18 protein-coding genes are annotated in these 21,628 nt (G+C 58.2%); 1 reads left to right on the plus strand and 17 read right to left on the minus strand.

Annotation, left to right across the window (positions count from 1 at the left end):
• Positions 1-27: 27 nt before the first annotated feature.
• From BWI76_RS03505 to BWI76_RS03515, 3 genes are read right to left on the minus strand one after another with little or no spacing between them, the layout of a single operon-like run.
• Positions 28-1,152: an ABC transporter permease gene (locus BWI76_RS03505; protein ID WP_049087257.1), complete on the minus strand. Its 1,125-nt coding sequence runs from the start codon at positions 1,150-1,152 to the stop codon at positions 28-30.
• Positions 1,152-3,881, minus strand: a complete 2,730-nt coding sequence (gene rbbA, locus BWI76_RS03510; protein WP_049087256.1) for a ribosome-associated ATPase/putative transporter RbbA — start codon at positions 3,879-3,881, stop codon at positions 1,152-1,154. Before rbbA ends, BWI76_RS03505 begins: the two co-directional genes overlap by 1 nt.
• Positions 3,878-4,945 carry an HlyD family secretion protein gene (locus BWI76_RS03515; protein WP_064371566.1) on the minus strand — a complete coding sequence of 356 codons (1,068 nt, stop codon included), beginning with the start codon at positions 4,943-4,945 and terminating at the stop codon, positions 3,878-3,880. The genes rbbA and BWI76_RS03515 overlap by 4 nt, the downstream gene beginning before the upstream one ends.
• A 531-nt stretch (positions 4,946-5,476) precedes the next feature.
• Between BWI76_RS03515 and BWI76_RS03520 the strand changes: the two genes are divergently transcribed.
• A complete protein-coding gene (locus tag BWI76_RS03520; protein ID WP_004133075.1) occupies positions 5,477-6,874 on the plus strand; it encodes a GGDEF domain-containing protein in 1,398 nt (465 codons plus the stop codon).
• 277 nt (positions 6,875-7,151) lie between these two features.
• Here the strand turns inward: BWI76_RS03520 and trpS are convergent, their stop codons facing one another.
• The 14 genes from trpS to BWI76_RS03590 form a co-directional block, all read right to left on the minus strand.
• The gene (trpS, locus tag BWI76_RS03525) at positions 7,152-8,159 is read right to left on the minus strand and encodes a tryptophan--tRNA ligase (protein ID WP_049088624.1); all 1,008 of its coding nucleotides are present in this window, start codon (positions 8,157-8,159) and stop codon (positions 7,152-7,154) included.
• 206 nt (positions 8,160-8,365) lie between these two features.
• A complete protein-coding gene (mtr, locus tag BWI76_RS03530) occupies positions 8,366-9,622 on the minus strand; it encodes a tryptophan permease (protein WP_049099361.1) in 1,257 nt (418 codons plus the stop codon).
• A gap of 138 nt (positions 9,623-9,760) precedes the next feature.
• Positions 9,761-11,149: a tryptophanase gene (gene tnaA, locus BWI76_RS03535; protein ID WP_004133069.1), complete on the minus strand. Its 1,389-nt coding sequence runs from the start codon at positions 11,147-11,149 to the stop codon at positions 9,761-9,763.
• A 123-nt stretch (positions 11,150-11,272) separates the two neighbouring features.
• Positions 11,273-11,368, minus strand: coding sequence for a tryptophanase leader peptide (tnaC, locus tag BWI76_RS03540; RefSeq protein WP_004098218.1), 96 nt, complete (start codon positions 11,366-11,368; stop codon positions 11,273-11,275).
• 241 nt (positions 11,369-11,609) lie between these two features.
• Positions 11,610-11,939, minus strand: coding sequence for a DMT family transporter (locus tag BWI76_RS03545; RefSeq protein ID WP_004108688.1), 330 nt, complete (start codon positions 11,937-11,939; stop codon positions 11,610-11,612).
• 17 nt (positions 11,940-11,956) lie between these two features.
• Positions 11,957-12,376: a DMT family transporter gene (locus BWI76_RS03550; protein ID WP_004133067.1), complete on the minus strand. Its 420-nt coding sequence runs from the start codon at positions 12,374-12,376 to the stop codon at positions 11,957-11,959.
• Positions 12,377-12,379: 3 nt separating this feature from the next.
• A complete protein-coding gene (locus BWI76_RS03555) occupies positions 12,380-13,081 on the minus strand; it encodes a hypothetical protein (RefSeq protein WP_004133066.1) in 702 nt (233 codons plus the stop codon).
• 12 nt (positions 13,082-13,093) lie between these two features.
• Positions 13,094-13,714: a phosphate propanoyltransferase gene (locus BWI76_RS03560; protein ID WP_004133065.1), complete on the minus strand. Its 621-nt coding sequence runs from the start codon at positions 13,712-13,714 to the stop codon at positions 13,094-13,096.
• Positions 13,711-14,139, minus strand: a complete 429-nt coding sequence (locus BWI76_RS03565) for a BMC domain-containing protein (protein ID WP_004133064.1) — start codon at positions 14,137-14,139, stop codon at positions 13,711-13,713. Before BWI76_RS03565 ends, BWI76_RS03560 begins: the two co-directional genes overlap by 4 nt.
• Before the next feature lie 12 nt (positions 14,140-14,151).
• Entirely contained in the window at positions 14,152-15,105 is a 954-nt protein-coding gene (cutD, locus tag BWI76_RS03570; protein ID WP_004133063.1) for a choline TMA-lyase-activating enzyme, read from the minus strand.
• A 44-nt stretch (positions 15,106-15,149) separates the two neighbouring features.
• Positions 15,150-18,536, minus strand: a complete 3,387-nt coding sequence (gene cutC, locus BWI76_RS03575) for a choline trimethylamine-lyase (protein ID WP_004133061.1) — start codon at positions 18,534-18,536, stop codon at positions 15,150-15,152.
• A gap of 25 nt (positions 18,537-18,561) precedes the next feature.
• Positions 18,562-19,704, minus strand: coding sequence for a 1-propanol dehydrogenase PduQ (locus tag BWI76_RS03580; RefSeq protein ID WP_004133059.1), 1,143 nt, complete (start codon positions 19,702-19,704; stop codon positions 18,562-18,564).
• 15 nt (positions 19,705-19,719) lie between these two features.
• Positions 19,720-19,977 carry a EutN/CcmL family microcompartment protein gene (locus tag BWI76_RS03585; RefSeq protein WP_004133057.1) on the minus strand — a complete coding sequence of 86 codons (258 nt, stop codon included), beginning with the start codon at positions 19,975-19,977 and terminating at the stop codon, positions 19,720-19,722.
• 26 nt (positions 19,978-20,003) lie between these two features.
• A complete protein-coding gene (locus BWI76_RS03590) occupies positions 20,004-21,605 on the minus strand; it encodes an acetaldehyde dehydrogenase (acetylating) (RefSeq protein WP_004133055.1) in 1,602 nt (533 codons plus the stop codon).
• Positions 21,606-21,628: the final 23 nt, after the last annotated feature.

Here is a 21,628-nt window from a genome sequence, read left to right on the forward strand (position 1 = left end):
ACCGCAGGGAGCGGCACCGGCGTTGACTCAGGCCATCTCACCGATCGTTTTGCGAAAACGCAGTAGCGCGACAGTAAAAAATACCCCACCGATAGCCAGCAGCGTCAGAAACTGCGGCCAGACGATGGAGAAATCCGCGCCGCGATAAAGAATGGCCTGCGCCAGACTGACAAAGTGGGTTGTCGGCATGGTGAGCATAATATCCTGTACAGCCTGCGGCATACTTTCCCGGGGTGTGGAGCCGCCGGAAAGCATCTGCAGCGGCAACAGCACCAGAATCATCAGCAGCCCCAGCTGCGGCATGGAACGCGCCACCGTACCCATAAAAATGCCGATCGAGGTGGTGGCAAACAGGCTCAGGGCGACCCCAAGCATAAAGAGCGGAATTGAGCCCTCTATCGGTACCTGCAGCACGCCCTGAACCATCAGGATCAGGGAGAGCCCGGAAACCACCAGCACCACCAGCCCCATTGACCATATCTTCGCCATCATGATCTCAAACGGCGTGACCGGCATAACCAGCAGGTGCTCTACGGTGCCATGTTCTCGCTCGCGTATCAGCGCCGAGCCGGTCAGCACGATCGCCAGCATGGTGATATTGTTGATAATTGCCATGACGGCGCCGAAACGCTCCTGTTCCAGGTTCGGGTTAAAACGCATTCTGACGGCCAGCTCAACCGGCAGCGAGCCGTTATCCCGGTAGCGGGTGACAAAGCTGTTCACCTCGCCGGTGACGATATTCTGGATATAGCTATTGCCGGTAAACGCCTGGCTCATACGCGTCGCGTCGACGTTAACCTGCAGCTCGGGCTGGCGTCCGGCCAGAACGTCGCGCTGGAAATCCGGCGGAATATTGATGGCGAAGGTATAGCGTCCCGCATCCAGCCCGGCGTCCATCTCATCAGCGGTGATCAGCGCCGGCGGCAAAAACCAGGGCCGATAAAAACCATTGATAATACGCGATGAAAGCTGCGACTTATCCATGTCAGCAATAGCGATGGGCGCCAGATGTAGTGAACCCGGCATCACGGTTGCGGAGGAGTACACCGAGACGGTAAAAGCAAAGACAATTAACGTCAGCATCGCTTTATCGCCCAGCAGGCTGCGTAGCTCTTTCATCCCCAAATTATAAATATTGCGTAATCCACGCATTATCCCTCCTGTTTTTTCAACAGCCACACGCTCAGGCCCAGCACCAGCGGAACCGCGATAAGCAGCGGAATAAAGGATCCCCACAGGTCCGTCAGATTCAGCGCTTTGGAGAACGTTCCGCGCGCGATGGTCAGAAAGTGGCTGGTTGGATAAATCTGGCCAATCCAGCGGCCGGGCCCTTCCAGCGAGGCGACGGGGTCGATCATCCCGGAGAACTGCGTCGCCGGGATAAGCGTAATGATCGCGGTGCCGAAAATCGCCGCAATCTGGCTTTTCATAAAGGTGGAGATCAGCAGGCCAAGCCCGGTGGCGATAGTGACGTAGAGCAGCGCGGCGAGGGTGAGCGTCAGAAAACTCCCCTTATGCGGTACGCCAAAGACAAACACCGACAGCGCGCAGAGCAGGAAGAAGTTGAACATCCCCAGCACGATATATGGCACCTGTTTACCCAGCAGAAATTCGCTGCGGGTGGTTGGCGTCACGTACAAATTGATAATTGAGCCGAGTTCTTTCTCGCGGACCACGCTAAGCGCGCTGAGCATCGCCGGGATCATCATCAACAGCAGCGGAATTACCGCCGGGACAATCGCCGGCAGGCTTTTCACATCCGGGTTATAGCGGTAGCGGGTTTCGATGGAAATCAGTGACGTATCGCGGTTTGGGCTGGACTGGCGACCGGCCATCTCCTGCAGCCAGGCCAGATGCATGGCCTGGACGTAGCCGCGCACCGTCTCCGCGCGGTTCGGCATGGCGCCGTCCACCCACACGCCAATTTGCACCGGCGTTCCACGGGCGATATCGCGGCCAAAATTGGGCGGAATTTCGATAGCCACCGCCAGCTCGCCGTTGCGCATTCTTCTGTCCAGTTCGCTATAGCTTTGCAGCGGCGGCTGTTCGATGAAGTAGCGCGAACCGGCGATATTTTGCGACCAGCCCTGGCTGCTGACGGTCTGGTCGCGGTCGAGCACCGCGAATCGCAGATCTTCGACGTCCATACTGATCCCGTAGCCCATGATGAACATCAGGATCACGGTGCCGAGCAGGGCCAGGGTCGATCGCACCGGATCGCGGCGTAGCTCAAGCGCTTCACGGCGGCTGTAGCTAAACAAGCGCTGCAGGCTAAACGTCTGGCGCGGCGCCACGCTTTCGGTTTTGTGTTCTATCGCGGGAACCGGCGCGGCTTTCGCATCAGGCGGCTGGGCGGTATCTGCTGCTTCCTGCAGCCAGGCGATAAACGCCTCTTCAAGGCTGGCCGATCCGCGCTGTTCGACCAGCGCCTGCGGCGTATCGCTGGCCAGCACTTTTCCGGCATGCATCAGCGAAATGCGATCGCAGCGTTCCGCTTCATTCATAAAGTGGGTGGAGATAAAAATCGTTACCCGGTCCTGGCGGGCTAGATCGACCATCAGCTGCCAGAACATATCCCGGGCTACCGGATCGACGCCGGAGGTGGGTTCATCAAGGATTAACATTTCTGGACGGTGGATCACCGCGACTGCCAGCGAGAGCCGCTGACGGATACCTAATGGTAGCGAAGCGGGTAGAGTGTCTTCTACCTCTTCCAGCATAAAGCGCTGGCTCATTTCGGCGATCCGTCCGGGGATTTCCGCCTTCGGGATATGGAACAGGCGCGCATGCAGTTCGAGGTTTTGCCGCACGGTCAGTTCGCTGTAGAGGGAAAAGGCCTGCGACATATAGCCGACGCGGCGGCGGGTCTCGATGTCTCTGGGGTCGACCGGCTGGCCAAACAGCCACGCTTCGCCTTCACTGGCCGGTAGCAGCCCGGTCAGCATTTTCATGGTCGTTGATTTGCCGCAGCCGTTGGAGCCGAGGAAGCCGAAAATCTCGCCGCGGGCGATACGAAAATTCACGTGGTCAACGGCGACAAAATTACCGAAGCGCATGGTGAGCCCGCGCGCTTCAATCGCAATTTCGTCTTCATCCGTATGGCGCGGCGGGATGATCACCTCTTTATGCGCCAGGCGTTGAGCGTCGGGAAGCAGGGCGATAAACGCCTGCTCCAGCGTCTGACTTGCCGTGTGCGCTTTAAGCTCATCGGCGCTGCCGGTCGCCAGAACTTCCCCCGCGTTCATGGCTACCAGCCAGTCAAAGCGCTCCGCCTCTTCCATGTAAGCGGTGGCGACCAGTACGCTCATCTCCGGCTGACGCTGGCGAATGTTGTCGATCAGATCCCAAAACTGCGCCCGCGAGAGGGGATCGACGCCGGTGGTAGGTTCATCGAGGATCAGCAACTGCGGGTCGTGAATAAGCGCGCAGCACAGGCCGAGCTTCTGCTTCATCCCCCCGGAGAGTTTCCCCGCCGGACGGTCGCGAAACGGCGCCAGGCCAGTACTCTGGAGCAGTTCATTGATACGGATGTCGCGTTCGGCTTTATCATGGCCGAACAGACGGGCGAAGAAATCAACGTTTTCATAGACCGATAAGGTGTGATAGAGGTTCTTCCCCAGCCCTTGGGGCATCCAGGCGATTTTCGGGCAAACGTCCTGGCGGTGACGCACATCACGCATGTCGCCGCCGAGCACCATGACGTTGCCGCGCTCAATCACGCGCGCGCCGGAAATCAGCGATAGTAGGCTGGACTTGCCCACGCCGTCTGGCCCGATCAGGCCCACCATACAGCGGGCGGGAATGCTCAGCGTAATGTCCTTCAGCGCGACGGTTGCACCAAAGCGCTGGCTGACGTTTTCCAGGCGGGCGACGGTTTTCATTGCGGTAGCCTCACCGTCAGCGCTTCAGGCCACGTCTGCTGGTTATCCAGACGCACCCAGGCCATCCCGGGCAGGCCGGTCTTCACATACTCCAGATGCTCTGCCAACAGCGCTGGCGGAATACGGGCTTTTACGCGGAACATCAGCTTCAGCCGTTCATCGCTGGTTTCCACCGTCTTGGGCGTAAACTGCGCCACGCTGGCGACAAAACTGATATTGGCGGGAATCACCAGATTTGGCGCGGCATCGAGGATAATTCGCGCTTCGCTGCCCAGCGCCAGCAGGCCCGCCTGCTCGGTCGGCAGGAAGAAGGTCATATAGACGTCGGACAAGTCGACCATATTCAGCACCCGCCCGCCCGCCGCCAGCACCTCTCCCGGTTCGGCGACGCGGTACTGAATACGACCATCGCGCGGTGCTTTCAGTTCGCTATCGTCGATATCGGCGATAATCCGCCGTTCGGTCGCCTGGGCGGCCTCGACCCGGGTTTGCGCCTGAATGATGCTGGTTCGCGCCGCTTCAATCGCGGCCCTGGCGGCAGAGACCTGCGCTTTGGCAGATTCCAGCGCCGCCCTGGCGCTTTCTGCCGCCGCCTGGTCGTCATCCAGCTGCTGCGCGGAGACCGCGCCGCGCTGCGAGAGCGTGCTGGAGCGGACGTGTCGTTTAGCCGAGGAGTTCAGCTCCGCCTGCCGCTGCTTCACCACCGCTTCCGTAGCGCGCATTTCGCTTTGGCGCTGGTCGAGCAGGGCTTTCGCGGCGGCAATCGCGCGCTCTGCTTCCTTGATTTGCGCGGCGGCCTCCAGCCGTTGTTCGTTGAGCACGCGGGTATCCATGCGGGCCAGGACGTCGCCCTGGCGAACAAACTGCCCCTCCTTGACCAGGATCGTCTCGATACGTCCGGCGGTTTTGGTGGCGATATCGACTTCCGTGGCTTCAATTCTACCGTTGCTGCTGGCAAAGCCCGCTGGAATCCCCGGCGGGCGCAGCATCCACCATGCCGCCGCGGCAATCACCACCGCTAAACCAATAACGTATCCAACCCAACGCCGTTTGATTTTGTCCATACGCGACTCGCTTTGTTCCATAGGCTGAGTGGTGCGCGCTTCTCCTCCGCGTAGCGAAGTATCGTCTCTTCAGGAAAGGGAGGAATGGGGGGCAAGGCCAACCGGCGCGTGAATCCTGCTGCGCGGCGAACCGGTCGGAAAGAGGTGCGATTAATGTGGTCATCATCAGCAATCCTCGCCTTAAATGAAACACGCATATTTATTGCTACCGTCAATGCAATACTAACACCCGCACTAATTATGTCCATATACAAAACATGGACTTGTCGCTGGGTTAACATAAAAACAGCCGCGGACCGATACGCCAATATTACCCATAATACTATTTGGGTTTAATGCCTCGGGGAGTCGCTCATACAATCTCATAGCGCTTCATTAAATCATCATACTTATAAGCTACCGCACAACGCTAATAACCTGAGGATATTATTGGTGGGGAACTGGCGCATTTTTAATCTGGTTGCTCCAGGAGAACTGTTGTATGATCTCCGGCCCTGAAAATACACTCACGCCAGGCGAGCGCTTTATTCAATGAAAGATGAAAGCCAAAAATATATCTCAATTATTTTTAAGGAATGGTTGCCGCTGTACGACAGCCTGACGCCGGAGGTGAAGGCGGTACTTAAAAATATAGCCGGGCAGCAGGCGGAGGCGTTAGCGACCCGTTTCTATGACTTTATTTTTCAGGACCCGGATATCGCCAGGCATCTTACCTATGATTTAGTCCAGGAGCGGCTCAGCAGCTCGCTGGCCGGGTGGGTGAAAGATATCCTGATGTGTGAGAAAGAAAATTTGCAGGCGCTGGCGGAGCGGCAGTACCTGATCGGCAGCATCCATTCGCGTATCGGTATCCCGGCAGAGGCCGTGCTTCGCGGCGCGCGCCAGCTGAAAGCCGGGCTGATTGAAAATATCCGCGATAGTCACCTCGATCGCGAAACCAGCGTCGCCGCCATCTACTATGCCATCATGGCCATTAACATGGCGGTAGAGATGATGTGCCACGCCTATACCCTGTCGCACTATCGGGCGACAAAAAATGAAGAGGCCTACCGCCTGTATAGCCTGATGGATAACGTGCCGCTGGAATATGGCAAGCAGCAGGCCTCGCTCTCCGGATGGGAAAATAGCGCTATTTTTAATATCGTTAGCGATAATAAGACAGATATTAACGGCGCGTTATTATCTGATTCGGAATTTGGTCTGTGGTTCCGCCATAAATGCGTGCGTTATTTTAACAAAAATCCGCAAATGGAGGAGATCGCCGATTTAATTAGCAAGGTGGATGCGCTGTTATCCGCCTGGAAATCCTCGTCTGACGGTTCTGAGTATAAAAATACGCAGGCTCTGCTGCAGGGGATTCATATCCATTGCCAGCAGATCGGCAGCCAGCTGGGGGTACTCTTTAGCAGCCTGTCGCAGATGCAAAGCGGTAAGGATTCGCTGACCAGCCTGCTGAACCGTCGCTATCTGCCGGTTGTCCTCAAGCATGAAGTGACGCTGGCGATGGAGTATGAGCTGCCGATGACGGTGGCGATTATCGATATTGACCACTTTAAAGAGATCAATGATAGCTGGGGCCATATGGTCGGCGACCGGGCCATCAAGCATGTTGCGGAGCTGCTCAGCGATAATATTCGATCCAGCGATTATATCTTCCGCTACGGCGGCGAGGAGTTTCTGCTGGTGCTGGTGGAGACCGGCGCGGCGGAAGCCTTTACTATCCTTGAACGGCTGCGTAAAAAAATCAGCCAGCTGGCGTTTAGCGTTGGCGCTGACAATGAGATTTCGATTACCGCCAGCATCGGCTACGCCGTCCACACCGGTCACCCGGACTACAATCTTCTGCTGCGCGACGCCGACAGCGCACTGTACGTCGCCAAGCGCGATGGGCGCAACTGCGTGAAGCTGCATGAAAGCGACAGCAACTAGCAGCCAGGCCCATCACGGAGGCGGCGCGCTGCGCCTGTCCAGGCTACCGGATCGCAGACGGCTGTGAACCCGTAGCCCCGGTAAGGCGACAGCCGCCACCGGGGAATAAACCGCAGAATATCTTCCGGTCGGGCGCCATCCCGGAGGCGGCGCGCTGCGCCTGTCCGGGCTACCTGGCCGCAGACGGCTGTGAACCTGTAGCCCGGGAAAGGCGCGTCAAGCGCCGCCCCCGGGAGAGATGCGGCAGCGGATTTCAATGCGGCGAGATCTCCGTGCCTCAGAACAGCACCGGCAGCCCCAGGCCGCGTTTCACTTCATGCAGCGTCCGTTGTGTCAGCAGATGCGCCCGCTCGCTTCCCCGGCGCAGCAGCGCCAGCAGCATGCCTTTATCCTGAATATAGATCGCCCGGCGTTCGCGTATCGGCGCCAGCAGCTCCTGTAAGCAGGTCTCCAGCGCGTTTTTGCACTGCCTGTCTCCCAGCCCTCCGCGCTGATAGTGGGCTTTCATCTCGGCCACAAAGGTTTTATCGGTATGGAAGGCATCAAGATAAGTAAACACCACGTTGCCTTCTATCTGGCCCGGATCGGCGACCCGCAGGTGATTCGGGTCGGTATACATGGCGCTGACCGCACGATGGATCTCCTCTTCGCTGGCCGAAAGGGTGAGCGTGTTTCCCAGCGATTTCGACATTTTGGCGTTGCCATCGATGCCCGGCAGACGGCTGACGTCGCTGAGCAGCGCTTTGCAGTGCTGTAAGATCGGCGTCGTCGTCAGGCTATTCATTTTGTGCACGATCTCATTGGTCTGTTCAATCATCGGTAGCTGATCGTCGCCGACCGGCACCAGTTCGGCCTTAAAGGCGGTGATATCGGCGGCCTGGCTAATGGGATAGGCTAAAAATCCCACCGGCAGCGAGCGGGAAAACCCCTTCTGAGCGATTTCATTTTTTACCGTCGGATTACGTTCAACCCGGGCGACGGTGACGATATTCATATACAGCGCGCTGAGTTCGGCCAGCGCCGGCAGGGCAGATTGCAGGCAAATGGTGGTCTTCTGCGGATCGATGCCGACGGCGAGATAATCGGCCATCACCTCAAGGATATTGCTGCTGATTTTTTGCGGATTGCTGCCGTTGTCGGTCAGTCCCTGGAGATCCGCGACGAGGATAAACTGCTGGTGGTCATGCTGGAGCTGCACGCGCTGGCGCAGGGAACCGACGTAGTGTCCGAGGTGCAGCTGGCCGGTAGGACGGTCGCCGGTCAGAATAGTTTGGCTGGTGCTCATGAGTGACTCCTTAGGATGCTATCAGGCCGAAGGGCGACACTCAAAAACAACAAAGCCGCCTTCCGGCGGCTTTGAATAGAGGAAACGTGACATCTTGCCGCCTGTTATGCAGGCAGCCACCAACGGCGGAGGTGAGAAATGACAACGTTTCTGTTCATCTTTTTATCCTGCCACGAAAAGCCGCGGCAGTAAAAGCCCTTTTTCATTCAGCGATAAACCGGCAGCAGGTTAAAGCTGGATAAGATATGAATTATTGCGTTGGCGCCGCCGAAGCACAAAATCAGGATAATCATGGCATTGCCGCCCCATACCCGATAGTTCGGGCTGCCGAAACGCCTGCGTGAGGCGCGCGCCAGCAGGGCGGGGACGATAGCGGCCCAGACGGTGGCGGCGAGACCGGCGAAGCCAATAGCGTAGATAAAACCGTTAGGCCACAGCAGCCCGCCGGCGATCGGCGGCAGAAAGGTCACCAGCGCGGTTTTAAACCGCCCCAGCCGGCTATCGTCAAACTTAAACAGATCCGCCAGATAATCAAACAGGCCGAGAGTCACGCCCAGGAACGAGCTGGCGACGGCGAAGTTGGAAAAGACGGTCAGCAATAAATCGAGGGTCGAACTGTTCAACAGGCCGCTTAAGGTCTGCACCAGCACGTCGATATTGCCGCCTTTTTCGGCGATAGCGATAAACGCCGGGCGCGGAATATTGCCCATCGTGCCGACCAGCCAGATGATATACAGCACCAGCGCCATCAGCGTGCCGAGCAGCAGGCAGCGGCGAATGGTAAGCGGATCTTTACCGTAGTACTTCATCAGGCTGGGGACGTTGCCGTGATAGCCAAATGAAGCCAGGCAGAACGGCAGCGTCATCAGAACGTAGGGTAGATAGGATGCATTGCCCTCCGCGCGGTTAAACAGAATCGCGGGCTCCACGTGCCACATGAGTCCGCCGAAGGTCATAAAGAAGGTGAGGATTTTAGCGCCCAGTACGATAGTCGTCATCCGGCTTACCGCTTTCGTACTTAGCCAGACGATAAAGGCGACCACCAGCGCGAACGCCAGGCCGCCTAAGCGCGCCGGTACCGCGAGATCCATTTGCGCAAAAGTATGCTGAATAACTGAACCGCTGGCGGAAATATAGGCGTAGGTCAGGATATATAATACGAAGGCGACGGTCAGGCCGTTAATAATATTCCAGCCGTTTCCGAGTAAATCCTTGGTAATCGTGTCGAAGCTGGCGCCAATATGATAATTAAGATTGGCTTCGAGGATCATTAACCCGGAGTGCAGCATACAAAACCAGGTAAAGATGAGCGCCAGCAGCGACCAGAAAAACCAGGCGCCGGACATCACCACCGGTAAAGAAAACATGCCGGCGCCAATAATCGTGCCGCCGATAATCATCGCTCCGCCAATCAGCGATGGTGTATTAGTTGAGACCGCTTTTGAGACTGATAATGTAGCCATAAGGTGCATTCCTCACGTGGCTATATAGTAAATAACGGGCTGCGGGCAAACGGCTACCCGGCGCAACCCGAATGATTGAGCTTAAAGAGATGGATTTAAATTAATGGCGCTCCCGTTGCGAGAGCGCCAGGACGTTATTTATTTCACCGGTTTCAGTCTGGCGACGAAGTGGCGCAGTACCGGCGGCTCATAGGTAAAGGTCAGACCCTTAATCGTGGCGGCGCGCGCCTTAACGGCGATCAGCGCATCAGCGATATAGTCCATGTGATCGTTGGTATAAACCCGGCGCGGAATGGTCAGGCGCAGTAGCTCCATCGGCGACGCCTTCTGTTTGCCGGTTTGCGGATCGCGGCCCAGCAGCAGGGAGCCGATTTCCACGCTGCGGATGCCCGCTTCCAGATACAGCTCGTTGTTTAGCGCGTGCGCCGGGAACTGCTCCGGTGGGATATGCGGCAGCAGCAGCTTAGCATCGACGAACACCGCATGGCCGCCGGTCGGATACTGAATCGGAATGCCGCCTTCGCGCAGGCGTTCGCCGAGGTATTCCACCTGATTGATGCGATAAGCGAGGTAATCCTCGTTGGTTCCTTCTTCCAGGCCGATAGCCAGCGCCTCCATATCGCGTCCCGCCAGGCCGCCGTAGGTGACAAAACCCTCCATCGGCACGCAGCGGATGCGCACTTCGTTGAAGAGATCTTCGTCATCGCGGAAGCAGCACAGTCCGCCAATATTCACCATCGGGTCTTTCTTGGCGGACATGGTCAGCATATCGCCGTACTGGTACATCTCAAGAATAATCTCTTTCACCGATTTATCGGCGTAGCCCTCTTCGCGCTGTTTAATAAACCAGGCGTTTTCGCAGAAGCGGGCGGAGTCGATTACCACCGGAATATTATTCTGACGCGCAATCTGATACACCTCGCGCATATTCGCCAGCGATACCGGCTGGCCGCCGGAGCTGTTACAGGTGACGGTGGTAATAATCGCCGCCACGTTTTCCGCGCCGTGTTCGGCGATGGTCGCTTTCAGCAAAACAATATCAAAGTTGCCTTTCCAGTCGTACCACGAGGTGGTGTCGAAGGCTTTCGGCGTCACCACGTTAATGGCTTTCGCGCCGTTGAGCTCCACGTGCGCGGCGGTGGTATCGAAGTGGAAGTTGGAAATAAACACCGGATGCGCCGACTTGCGGCGAGCAATCAGGCTCGGGAACAGAATCTGCTCCGCGCCGCGCCCCTGGTGGGTGGGAATGGTATAGGGATAGCCGATAATCTCTTTGACCTTTTCGCACAGATGCTGATAGTTACGCGACCCGGCGTAGGCTTCGTCGCCCATCATCAGCCCGGCCCACTGATGGTCGCTCATCGCGCCGGTGCCGGAGTCGGTCAGCAGGTCGATATACACGTCCTGGCTATTGAGCAAAAACGGGTTATAGCCCGCCTCTTCCAGCGCTTTGACGCGATCGTCAAAAGTGGTCATACGAATGTTTTCGACCATTTTAATGCGGAACGGCTCAGGGATACGTTTCATTTATTTTCTCCATGGGGATGCTGTGCCGCGTTTGGCTATTTGGCGACAAATAAAAAGCGCAACAAATAGCGACTAAACGCAGTGCTGAATTAATTTTTTTAGAGAGTGAACAGCAGCGGAGAATTAACGAGGGAAGTCGTTGGAGATGCGGTGATCTAAATTATACCAGTCGTCCAGGCCGCCTTGGGCAATGAGACGATAAATCGATTTTTGCGTCATGACATCGTCCTCTGTGGGTGAAGGGATGCCATAAAAATAAGGTAAAATGAGAAAATAACCACGATTAAAATCACAAAAAATTATTTATCGATAAGCGGAGTATAAAAATTTGACGCTTGTCGTCTTTTTAGCGTTATTGATTAGCAGGCGATGGTTTTTTGTTTTTTTATTACGCCAATAACGGTTTATTAAGTGAGGTTTTTAGCGCCTTCACCGCAATCAATGAAGGCGCTGGCGGAGCTTACATGCTGGAGAAGACGTTCATAATGATGCCGCCGGAGATGATCAGCACCATGGCGAGGATGGCCGGGATATCCGGTTTTTGCTTATAGAGGATCATCGAGCAAATCGTGACGCCGACGATGCCAAAGCCGCACCACAGCGAGTAGGCAACGCCGACCGGAATAGTGCTCATCGCGCGGGTGAGGGCGAAGTAGCACAGGCCGTAGGCGCAGACCACCAGCACCGACGGCGCCAGCTTGCTGAAGCCGTTGGTCTTTTTGATCATCGACGTGCCGGTGATTTCGGAGCCGATAGACAGCGCCAGCCATAAAAATCCGAGGTTAAACATAGGTCATTCCTTTTTTGTTAGTTGGCGACTTTTTTGTCCAGAGATGCAGCGGCAGCGGCCGGTTGCGCGGGCGCTTCCTCGCTCTCTTCGCTACCCATTTTGGAAAACAGGTTCATGATCACGATACCGCTGGCGATAACCGCCATACCGATAATGGCGGCGGTGTCCGGGTGCTGGCCGTAAAACGCCATTCCCAGCGTCGACACCACGAGGATGCCGGTACCGGACCAGGTGGCGTAGGCCAGACCGACGGGAATATCCTTCACCGCGCGGGACAGCGAGTAGTAGCAGGTGCAGTACAGCAGCACCAGCAGCCCGAGCAGCAGCATTTTGGTCATCCCTTCACTGCTGCCGAACATTTTGAGGGTGGAGGTGGCTGAGGTTTCGGAAACGATAACCAGCAACATCCATAGCCAACACTTTGTTTTTGAAGACATAAGTTAAACTCCGGGTTTACTATTTAAGGTAAGGTTCTTTTTTCTGTTTTTTAAAAAATCGCTAGCGGCATCGGTCAACTGCGCTTCAGGGGTACAGGCCAGCGCCGGATTATTCACCACGTCTGTGACAGTGAGATAACGCCGCGGGCTGCTCGCCGGCGCCGCCGTCGCTTCGCGACCCGACGCCAGCTTCTCCAGCAATTCGTTCATGGTGCACAGCGTGACGCCGCATTCGGCCAGGCGGGCCAGCGTGGCCTGCATATGCCCGGCGTAAGCGGTATCAGGCTGCGCGCCCCGCAGCTGGTTAAGCTCGCTAGCGGGATCGCAGTGATAGCGCAGCGCCAGCACCGGCAGGCCGCTCAACAGGGCATCGTGCACGCGGCGGGCAACGGGACTGTGCAGGGAACCCTTCAGCAGATCCGCCGCCAGCGGGTAGTCGAGAAACGGCAGCAGCAGCGCCTTATACGAGGCCGAAGGCAGCGCATGTTGCCAGTCCGCCGCCGCCAGCGTTTTACCGATAGCCTGCCACTGCTCGCCGTCGTCAATCCCGCTCTCCAGCGCCAGGTGTAGGCTCTCGCCGCAGCCGGCCAGCCGCTGGCGAATAGCTTGCCGGTAGCCCGCCGCGGCGGTCACCATCACCAGTACCGGCGGCCGCAGACGCTGAATAATGCGTTCAACCAGGTCTTCCATCTGTTGGTTGGTCATGGCGAGCCTCCGTTAGCCGATGAGCGTGACCTGCGCGCCGTTTTTCAAGCCGGCGGCGTTGGCCTCTTCGGTATCGATATGAAACTCCAGCGCGAAGTCTTCGCGCACCCGCACCACCACTTCATCGAAGGTCAACTGGCGTTCGCCATCGCTGCGTACGCTAACCTTCTGGCCGTTGGCGACGTTCAAATGGCGGGCGTCCTGCGGCGACATATGGATATGCCGCCAGGCGCAGATCACCTGAGATCGCAGCTCAACGTGGCCAGCCGGACCGATCAGCAGCGCGCTGCCCGCGTTCTCCAACTGGCCGGATTCACGAACCGGCGCTTTGATGCCGAGGGTAAAGCAGTCGGCACGGGAGATTTCCAGCTGCGATACCGGGCGGGTTGGGCCGAGGACGCGCACCTGGGTGAGCGAGCCCTTCGGACCGACCACGGTGACGCACTCCTGGGCCGCGAACTGCCCCGGCTGGCGCAGCGGTTTAAACGGCGTCAGGACGTAGCCCTTGCCAAACAGCGCTTCGACGTCCTGCTGCGCCAGATGGACGTGGCGGTTAGAGATGCCGACCGGAATAGCCGGAGCAACGTGGCTCAGGCGGGCGGCGATTTTTTCATGGAGCAGGGTGTCGATCATGCCTTCTTCCCTTTCCTCATCGCCGCGTTTTTATCTTCCGTCGGCGCAGGCGCGGCGGCGGGTTCAGTGGGTTCCCTTGTTTCCACAGCGGCGGGCGCGACGGCTTCAGCCTCAAGCGGCGCGGCAGCGGCAGCTTCCGCGCGCGGCGGACGGCCTTTAAGGGCGCTGAGGGCGTCCACGATGCTGCGCTCCGGACGGGCGATCGTCAGGGATTTGACCTGCGGGTCGATGAGCGCGGCGACGGCGACGCCGCGTTCGATAGCGGTGTGGATAGCGCTGATCTCACCTTCAAAGCAGACGCTCACCAGCCCCGAACCGACTTTGCGGTAGCCAATGCAGGACACGCCTGCGCTTTTACAGGCGGCATCCACGGCCTGAACGGCGGCAACTAATCCTCGCGTTTCAATTACGCCTAAACTTTTCATTGTCGGCTCCTGTTAATGGCGGACTAAGCGAATATCAAAATCAAACTGCGTGAAGAACGTTTCCAGCCGGTCTAACTCTGCGGCGGAATACGTTGGGTCCCGGGTAATGGGATAGGGCATATCGAGGCGCTCATATTTTTTGCGCCCGAGCTGGTGGTAAGGCAGCATATCGATGCGGCGGATATTTCCGCGCTTCGCCAGCTTTTGTACGTAATCAATGGCCCCGGTAATGGCATCGAACGAGTCGTTATAGCCGCGAACCAGCGGCATGCGGATAATGACGTTAGCGCCAGAATCGACCAGCCACTCCAGGTTGCGGCGAATACCTTCGTTACCGATGCCAAATAACGCTTTATGGTGCTCGCTGTTAATTTGCTTAATATCGAATAAGAAGGTGTCGGTCACCGGCGCCAGCTTTTGATAATTGGCCAGCGGCGTGGTGCCCTGCGTTTCCACGGCGGTATTGAGCATCATCTTTTTGCATTCGCTAAATAGCGCGACGGCAAAATCGGTTTGCAGGCTCATTTCACCGCCGCCGATGGTCACGCCGCCGCCGGAGGAGATATAAAAGTCGTAGTCCTGCATGATGATGTCCATCAGTTCGCTGACGGTGACATCTTTGCCCATAATATCCAGCGCGTTCTGGGTGCAAATCTCTTCACACTTGCGACAGCCGATACAGTCTTTATTACGATTGACGAAATGCTTCATTTCGCCGTTTTCTTCCGCCCGATAATGAATACCCGCCGGGCAGACGTTAACGCAGTCGCCGCAGTTAATGCATTTATCCTGCGAGAACATCACCTGAAACTGGCTGGCCAGCCCTTCCGGGTTAGCGCACCACGGGCAGCGAATATTGCAGCCTTTGAAAAAAACCAGCGTGCGAATACCATCGCCGTCATAGATCGAATATTTCTGAATATTGAAAATTCGCCCGGTTAATTCTTTATTCACATTTGCCCCCACAAAAATAGCCTGGACATCCTTGTCCACCAACGTCCGTGTTTTTATCAGAACTTCTCAATCACCGTGCGGCTGATGATTTCGTCCTGAACTTCTTTGCACAGCTCAACGAAGTAGGCGCTGTAGCCCGCGACGCGGACGATCAGGTCGCGGTATTTTTCCGGCTCCTGCTGGGCTTTTTTCAGCACTTCGTTATCGACGTAGCTGAACTGCATCTGGCCGTTGCCGAGAATCGACGCGGTGCGCAGCAGGGTAATCAGGCCGTGACGACCTTCCGGGGTATCCAGCAGCCCTTTGAGGAACTTGAAGTTGTGCACCATGCCGATGTTCATGGTTTCGACGTTCATCTTGCTCACCGACTTGATGATCGCCGTCGGACCCTGCTTATCCGCGCCCTGAGTCGGGCTGATGCCGTCGGAGAGCGGCATCCACGCCAGGCGGCCGTTCGGCGTGGCGTTGGTCAGCTCGCCGATCGGCGTGTTGTTGGAGATAGACAGGGTGCCGTGGCTCAGGGTGGAGTAGAGCATCTTGTACTTACGGCACTCGCGCTCGGTCCACTCGGTGATATCCAGCGCATACTGGTCAACGTAGTTATCATCGTTGCCGTATTTCGGCGCGTTGAGGCAGTCGCGGCGCAGGCCTTTGAAGCCTTCGAAGTTCGCCAGCAGCGCGTCGCGCACCTGCTCGAGGGTGTATTTCTTCTCTTCAAATACCAGCTTACGAATCGCCGCCATGGAGTCGACGTAGGTCGCCAGACCGGAGAAGATCAGTCCCGGGCCGTGGTTGATCATCGCGCCGCCGGCGGCAACGTCTTTGCCTTTTTCCATGCAGCCTTCCACCAGCAGCGACATCAGCGGCTTCGGCGCCACGTCGCGGTGCACGCGCTGGCTGATGACCGTACCGATCGCCGACAGACGCACGATATGGGCGATCTGCTGTTTCACCGCCGCGTCGAATTCTTCGAAAGTGCGCAGGTCGCGCAGGTCGCCGGTATCCAGCCCCTGATAGCTGTCGAACAGCACCATCCGGCCGCGGTTTAAAACGAACTCAATGGCGATGGGCCACTGGGTGTAGCCGGTGGAGGTCCACTGATAGATGCGGCCGGATTTCTGCGGTTCGACGCAGCCCATCAGGCAGTAATCGCGGGCGTCTTCGAAATCGAAGCCTTTACGCAGCATCATCTTGATATGGGAGTCGTCGAAGTGGCAGGCCGGGAAGCCCATCCCCGCTTTCACCACGTCAACGATTTTTTCCATGTACTTCTGCGGCGACTGGTTGTGAATACGGCAGGCCAGCGACGGCTGGTAAACCTTCACGAAGCGCACGGCATCCATAATCAGATAGGTCAGGTCGTTACAGGCATCGCCGCCGGAGCGCTTCTGGCCGCCGACGGTCAGGTTGATAAACGGCTGATAGCCGGCGAAATATTTCGCCCCCAGCTCGCTGGACATCCACATCAATTCGGCGCACTTGATAATAAACGCCTGCAGCAGCTCCAGCGCGCTATCGTGGGTCAGGCGGCCTTCGCGGATATCGGCTTCAAACATCGGGTAGCAGTACTGGTCAACGCGACCCAGCGACAGGCCGGTCTGGTTCTCTTCAATTTCAAACAGCGACTCGACCGTCCAGATGCTTTGCAGCGCTTCCTGCAGGGTTTTCGGTGGATTCGCCGGGACGTTCTGGTTCACCTCGGCGATAGTCAGCAGCTCGGCGCGGCGCTGGGCGTTCTGCTCAATCGCGGCCAGTTCGCGGGCGCGGGCGGCGATGCGGTGGGAGTAGTTAATGACCCCTTCGCAGGTTTCAATCGCCGCCTTGTAGTAGTAGATACGGTCGATATCTTCCGGGTTTTCCATGCTCAGGCTGGCGAGATGCGCCTCGGCGTCGGCCTTAATGCCGTTCATCCCTTTGGTGAACAGCAGCACGTCGTAGCCCGGGCAGGTGTCGCCGCCGCCGTTGATCTGGTGGTAGGAGAGGTCGCTGACGAAGGTTTCGCCGCTGAATGCCCATACGCCCGCTTCGCGGTACTGGGCTTCGCAGATTTCGTCCAGCGAGCGGCCTTCCCAGAACGGTACGATCTCTTCGCGGATGGTTTTTTTATCTGCTTCGCTGATCTCAAACGGATCCTGCGGACGGGTGCTCATGGTATCGAGTTCGTCGCGCACCCAGCGCCAGGCGATATCCGGTGAGAACGCGCCCGCGCGCGGCTTGCCGCACGGATGGCCGACGATCAGCTCATCGTCCTGAATCAGAATCGGCGCGGTTTCGCAGGCGTGACGGAAGGCTTTGGCGCGCAGCAGAATCGTCGGCATCCCCGGATTGGCTTTCACCACTTCGGTAAAGGCCAGCGCGCGGTAAATGGAGACGCTCGGGCGCACGGTCAGGTAGTGGTTGCGCAGGCGCTGCATACGCGGGGTTAAACCTTCTGCCGCTGGCGTTTCGCTACAGGCAGCGAACGGCGCGGCGGAAACTGGCTTCGCGCCGCTGAACAGACGCACCGGCAGATGCAGGGCGCTGAGGTTTTGCTGCGCGCTCAGGAACATGTCGGAGAGTTCGTTGATGCGCGCGTTCTCGAGGCTTGCGCCGTGCTGCAGGGCGTCGAACATCGGATAACCGTCGATAGCGCAGGCGGCGCGGACTTCACTCAGTTCCGCCAGCTTGAACCACAGAGATTCGACGATTTCATACGCCTGCTGCGGGGACAGCGCGCCGTTGTTGATATCGTGCTGGTAGTACGGCAGCAGGGCTTTGTCGGCGCCTTCCGGGTTGACGGCGTAGCTGCCGTTATCCAGCTGAAGCGCCAGCTGGAACAGATAAAAGGCCTGACACGCTTCTTTAAAGCTGCGCGCCGGATGGGCCGGAACGTGGTGCAGAATGGCGGCGCTGTCCAGCAGTTCCGCTTTGCGGTAAGCGTTAGTTTCCGCGGCGGCAAGCGTTTCCGCGCTGTTGGCCAGGTTTTGCGCCAGCGCCAGCAGGGCATCGCAGGCGTAGATGGCCGCGCGGCAGCCGTTGACTTCGTCCATGCCGCTGCGGCTAACGGCGCTGCCCAGCGCGCGGGTTTTCTCTTCCAGCTGATGTTTGATCGCCAGTACGCCTTTCTCCACTACCAGCTTATAGTCCGGGGAGTCGAGGTCGCTGTTCAGATTAAGAAACTGGAACGCGGACGGGCGATGCGTAGCGCTTTCGTCGTGGAAAATCGCCCCGTGCGGCTTGCGGGTCTGGTTGCCGACGATCAGTTCGTCGGCGCTGATGCTCAGCGGCAGCTGGCGCATCAGTTCATAGAAGCGGCGCGCCGGTTTGACGGCGGCGGGAACCCCGGCGATATCGCCATCAAGGGCGCTCAGCGTGGTGGCATGTTCGGTGCACAGGGTGCTTTTTTGTGAGAGTAAACGTTCTGCCAACACTTTGACGCGCGGCGTTAAGCTGTAGTGTGCCATGGGTAAGGTTCTCCAGTTCTTGTTATCAGGCGTTACCGGTCCACGCCCGGCGATAGAGTTCGGTTAATGCGTGAGCGTCCGGCGCGCGTGGGTTCGTCGGCGTACAGCTGTCGCGCAGCGCCTGGCCGACCATCTCCGTCAGCCGTTGTTCAAAATCGGCAGCATCGATGCCGGTGTCGCGAATACCGGTCGGCATGCTCATTTCGTCTTTTAGCGCCTGAATGGCGACCAGCAGGCTGGCGACGCCCTGGCGGGTATTGGCCGCAGGCAGGTCCAGCAGATGGGCTAATCGGGCATATTTGCGGGCGGCATCGGTAGCGCACTGCCCTTGATAATCGGCGTTCCACGCCACCACTTCCGCCATTAGTAGCGCGTTGGCGCGACCATGCGGCACGCGGAAAACGCCGCCCAGCGCGTGGGCGAGGCTGTGGGTGATGCCGAGCGAGGCGTTGGTGAAGGCCATACCCGCCATGCAGGAGGCGTTGTGCATCTTTTCGCGCGCCAGCAGGTCGCCGCCGTTACGCCAGCAGGTCGGCAGGTAGCTAAACACCTGCTGCACCACTTTCTCCGCCAGCGCATCGGAAAAGTCGCTGGCGGCGCGGGAGACATAGGCTTCCAGCGCGTGACACAGCACGTCCATCCCGGTATCGGCGGTGATCGCCGGCGGCACCGAGGCCACCAGAGCCGGGTCAAGAATGGCGATATCCGGCAGCAGCGACGGGTCCACCAGCACCAGCTTCTCGGCGTGGGCCTTCACCACCGAAAAGGCGGTGACTTCCGAGCCGGTGCCGCTGGTGGTGGGGATCGCCACAAAGCAGGGCGGCTCGCGGTGAGCGTCCGGACGGGTTTGCGCCAGGGCGAAAATAACCGCTTTGGCTGCATCAATCACCGAACCGCCGCCCAGCGCGATAACCAGATCCGGATAGCTGCTATCCATCCGCTTCATACCGCGCACTACGGTGGCGATATCCGGGTCGGCCACCACGTCGTCCCAGACCTGGAAAGCGATGCCGCGCGCATTGAGGATCTGCGTGACGCGATCGGCGAGGCCAAACTTAACCATCGCCTGGTCGGTGACCAGCAGCACGTTGCGGGCGGGCAGCTCGTTCAGGATGGCAAGCGCATCCTGACCAAAGCGAATCCGGGGTTTCAGCAAAAATTCACTCATTGGGTTATTGACTCCTTAAGCGTCCCGAAACACGTTCTCGACAATGGCTACCACCGACATGGCCTTGTAGCGCTCTTTGTTGAGCGCCAGGTACTCTTCGGCCAGCACGATGTCGTGCATACCGGCGCCGACGCTGTCAACGGCAACCCAGGTGTGGTCTTTCATCGGCTGCTGGTCATCATCCAATTTGACGATCAGCAGCAGGTTGCTGCCCCGTAGCTCATCGCATTTCTGCGTGGCGACGACATGTCCGACTACCTTTGCGAGAATCATTGTTTTTATCGCCTTATATCAATGTGTTACTTACCAAGGCGTTCCAGCACCTGGCGGATGACGCGTTCCACGTTTTGCTCATTAATTTCGCTTTCCGCGCCGACGGCGGCAGTCGCAAAGCGATCGTCGGCGCTGGCCGGATGGGCTGCAGTGGCGGCGGCCGCCGGGGCGTTAAAGCGCTCATCGTCGAAGATGCTGCGGTTCGGGCCGGCTGCCGGGCTGACGATGATCGGCTGCGGTTCCGGGCGGCTGCCCGGCGCGCGCAGCTCATCGATGGAGCGCACGCCGTAGCCCACTTTGCGGATGTTGAGCAGGTTCATCGGCCCGACGTTGTCCGAGCTGGAGCCGCCGCCGACCGCGCCGCAGCCGAGGGTCAGGGCCGGGGTGATGTTGGTGGTCGCGCCGATGCCGCCCAGCGCCGCCGGGGTGTTGATCAGAATGCGGTTAACCGGTTTTTCCAGGCAGAACTGGCGGATGACGTCCTGATTACGGGTGTGGATCACCAGCGTGTGGCCGAGGCCTTCGTTGGTCAGTAGCTCTACCACGCGTTGGCAGGCGGCTTTCCAGTCCTCTTCGACGTACAGGCCGAGTACCGGGCACAGTTTTTCCCGCGAGTAGGGGTTGGTATGCGATACCGTAGTTTGCTCGGCAATCAGCACTCGGGTGCTGGCCGGAACGCAGAAACCGGCCATCTGGCTCAGATACAGCGCGGTTTTACCGACCACTTTGGGGTTGATGGTGCCGTTGGGGCGCAGCAGCAGGGCCGCCATTTTTGCCGCTTCGCTTTCGTTCATGAAGTACGCGCCCTGGGCTTCCAGTTCGCGGTGCACCTCGTCGTAAATGCAGCGCTCGACGATAATCGACTGCTCGGAGGCGCAGATCACGCCGTTATCGAAGGTTTTGCTGGTGATGATATCTTTCACCGCGTGGGGGATATCGGCGCTGCGTTCGATAAATGCCGGGCCGTTACCCGGGCCGCCGCTGATGGTCGGCGTGCCGGACGCGTAGGCGGCGCGCACCATACCTTCGCCGCCGGTCGCCAGGATCAGCGACACGTCTTTGCTGTGCATCAGCTCTGAGGTGGCTTCGAGGGTCAGCTGGCTAATGGCGTCGACGCTACCGGCAGGCGCCCCTGCGGCTTCCGCCGCGCGCTTCACGATTTCAATCGCTTTCCAGCTGCACTGACGGGCGCCGGGATGCGGGGAGAAGATAATCGCGTTGCCGGCCTTCAGGGCGATCAGCGTTTTATAGATGACGGTGGAGGTCGGGTTGGTCGACGGTACCAGCGCGCAAATCACCCCCAGCGGCACGCCCACGTCCATCACTTTTTGTACCTGATCGTCATGAATGATGCCGACGGTCTTCATATCTTTGATGGCGTCGTAGACGCGCAGCGAGGCGAAGCGGTTCTTCAGCACTTTGTCCTGCCAGTTGCCAAAACCGGTTTCTTCCGCGGCCATTTTCGCCAGCGCTTCGGCATGATGCGCCGCTTCCTGGGCCACGTTCTTCACGATGGCGTCGATTTGCTGCTGCGAAAAGGTGGCCAGAATCGCCTGCGCCTTTTTGGCATTGCGCACCAGCTCCCGGGCGTTCTGCCGGGACTGCAAATCGTTATCCAGTTCAATCATGAGTCTATCCTTCATCAGACTAA

It is taken from the genome of Klebsiella sp. M5al, from assembly GCF_002090195.1.
Lineage (GTDB): Bacteria > Pseudomonadota > Gammaproteobacteria > Enterobacterales > Enterobacteriaceae > Klebsiella > Klebsiella grimontii.

Excerpts from the sequence above, each read along its gene's own strand:
- BWI76_RS03505 (WP_049087257.1), bottom strand. The coding sequence starts at position 1,152 with ATGCGTGGATTACGCAATATTTATAATTTGGGGATGAAAGAGCTACGC.
- rbbA (WP_049087256.1), bottom strand. The coding sequence starts at position 3,881 with ATGAAAACCGTCGCCCGCCTGGAAAACGTCAGCCAGCGCTTTGGTGCA.
- BWI76_RS03515 (WP_064371566.1), bottom strand. The coding sequence starts at position 4,945 with ATGGACAAAATCAAACGGCGTTGGGTTGGATACGTTATTGGTTTAGCG.
- BWI76_RS03520 (WP_004133075.1), top strand. The coding sequence starts at position 5,477 with ATGAAAGATGAAAGCCAAAAATATATCTCAATTATTTTTAAGGAATGG.
- trpS (WP_049088624.1), bottom strand. The coding sequence starts at position 8,159 with ATGAGCACCAGCCAAACTATTCTGACCGGCGACCGTCCTACCGGCCAG.
- mtr (WP_049099361.1), bottom strand. The coding sequence starts at position 9,622 with ATGGCTACATTATCAGTCTCAAAAGCGGTCTCAACTAATACACCATCG.
- tnaA (WP_004133069.1), bottom strand. The coding sequence starts at position 11,149 with ATGAAACGTATCCCTGAGCCGTTCCGCATTAAAATGGTCGAAAACATT.
- tnaC (WP_004098218.1), bottom strand. The coding sequence starts at position 11,368 with ATGACGCAAAAATCGATTTATCGTCTCATTGCCCAAGGCGGCCTGGAC.
- BWI76_RS03545 (WP_004108688.1), bottom strand. The coding sequence starts at position 11,939 with ATGTTTAACCTCGGATTTTTATGGCTGGCGCTGTCTATCGGCTCCGAA.
- BWI76_RS03550 (WP_004133067.1), bottom strand. The coding sequence starts at position 12,376 with ATGTCTTCAAAAACAAAGTGTTGGCTATGGATGTTGCTGGTTATCGTT.
- BWI76_RS03555 (WP_004133066.1), bottom strand. The coding sequence starts at position 13,081 with ATGACCAACCAACAGATGGAAGACCTGGTTGAACGCATTATTCAGCGT.
- BWI76_RS03560 (WP_004133065.1), bottom strand. The coding sequence starts at position 13,714 with ATGATCGACACCCTGCTCCATGAAAAAATCGCCGCCCGCCTGAGCCAC.
- BWI76_RS03565 (WP_004133064.1), bottom strand. The coding sequence starts at position 14,139 with ATGAAAAGTTTAGGCGTAATTGAAACGCGAGGATTAGTTGCCGCCGTT.
- cutC (WP_004133061.1), bottom strand. The coding sequence starts at position 18,536 with ATGGCACACTACAGCTTAACGCCGCGCGTCAAAGTGTTGGCAGAACGT.
- BWI76_RS03580 (WP_004133059.1), bottom strand. The coding sequence starts at position 19,704 with ATGAGTGAATTTTTGCTGAAACCCCGGATTCGCTTTGGTCAGGATGCG.
- BWI76_RS03585 (WP_004133057.1), bottom strand. The coding sequence starts at position 19,977 with ATGATTCTCGCAAAGGTAGTCGGACATGTCGTCGCCACGCAGAAATGC.
- BWI76_RS03590 (WP_004133055.1), bottom strand. The coding sequence starts at position 21,605 with ATGATTGAACTGGATAACGATTTGCAGTCCCGGCAGAACGCCCGGGAG.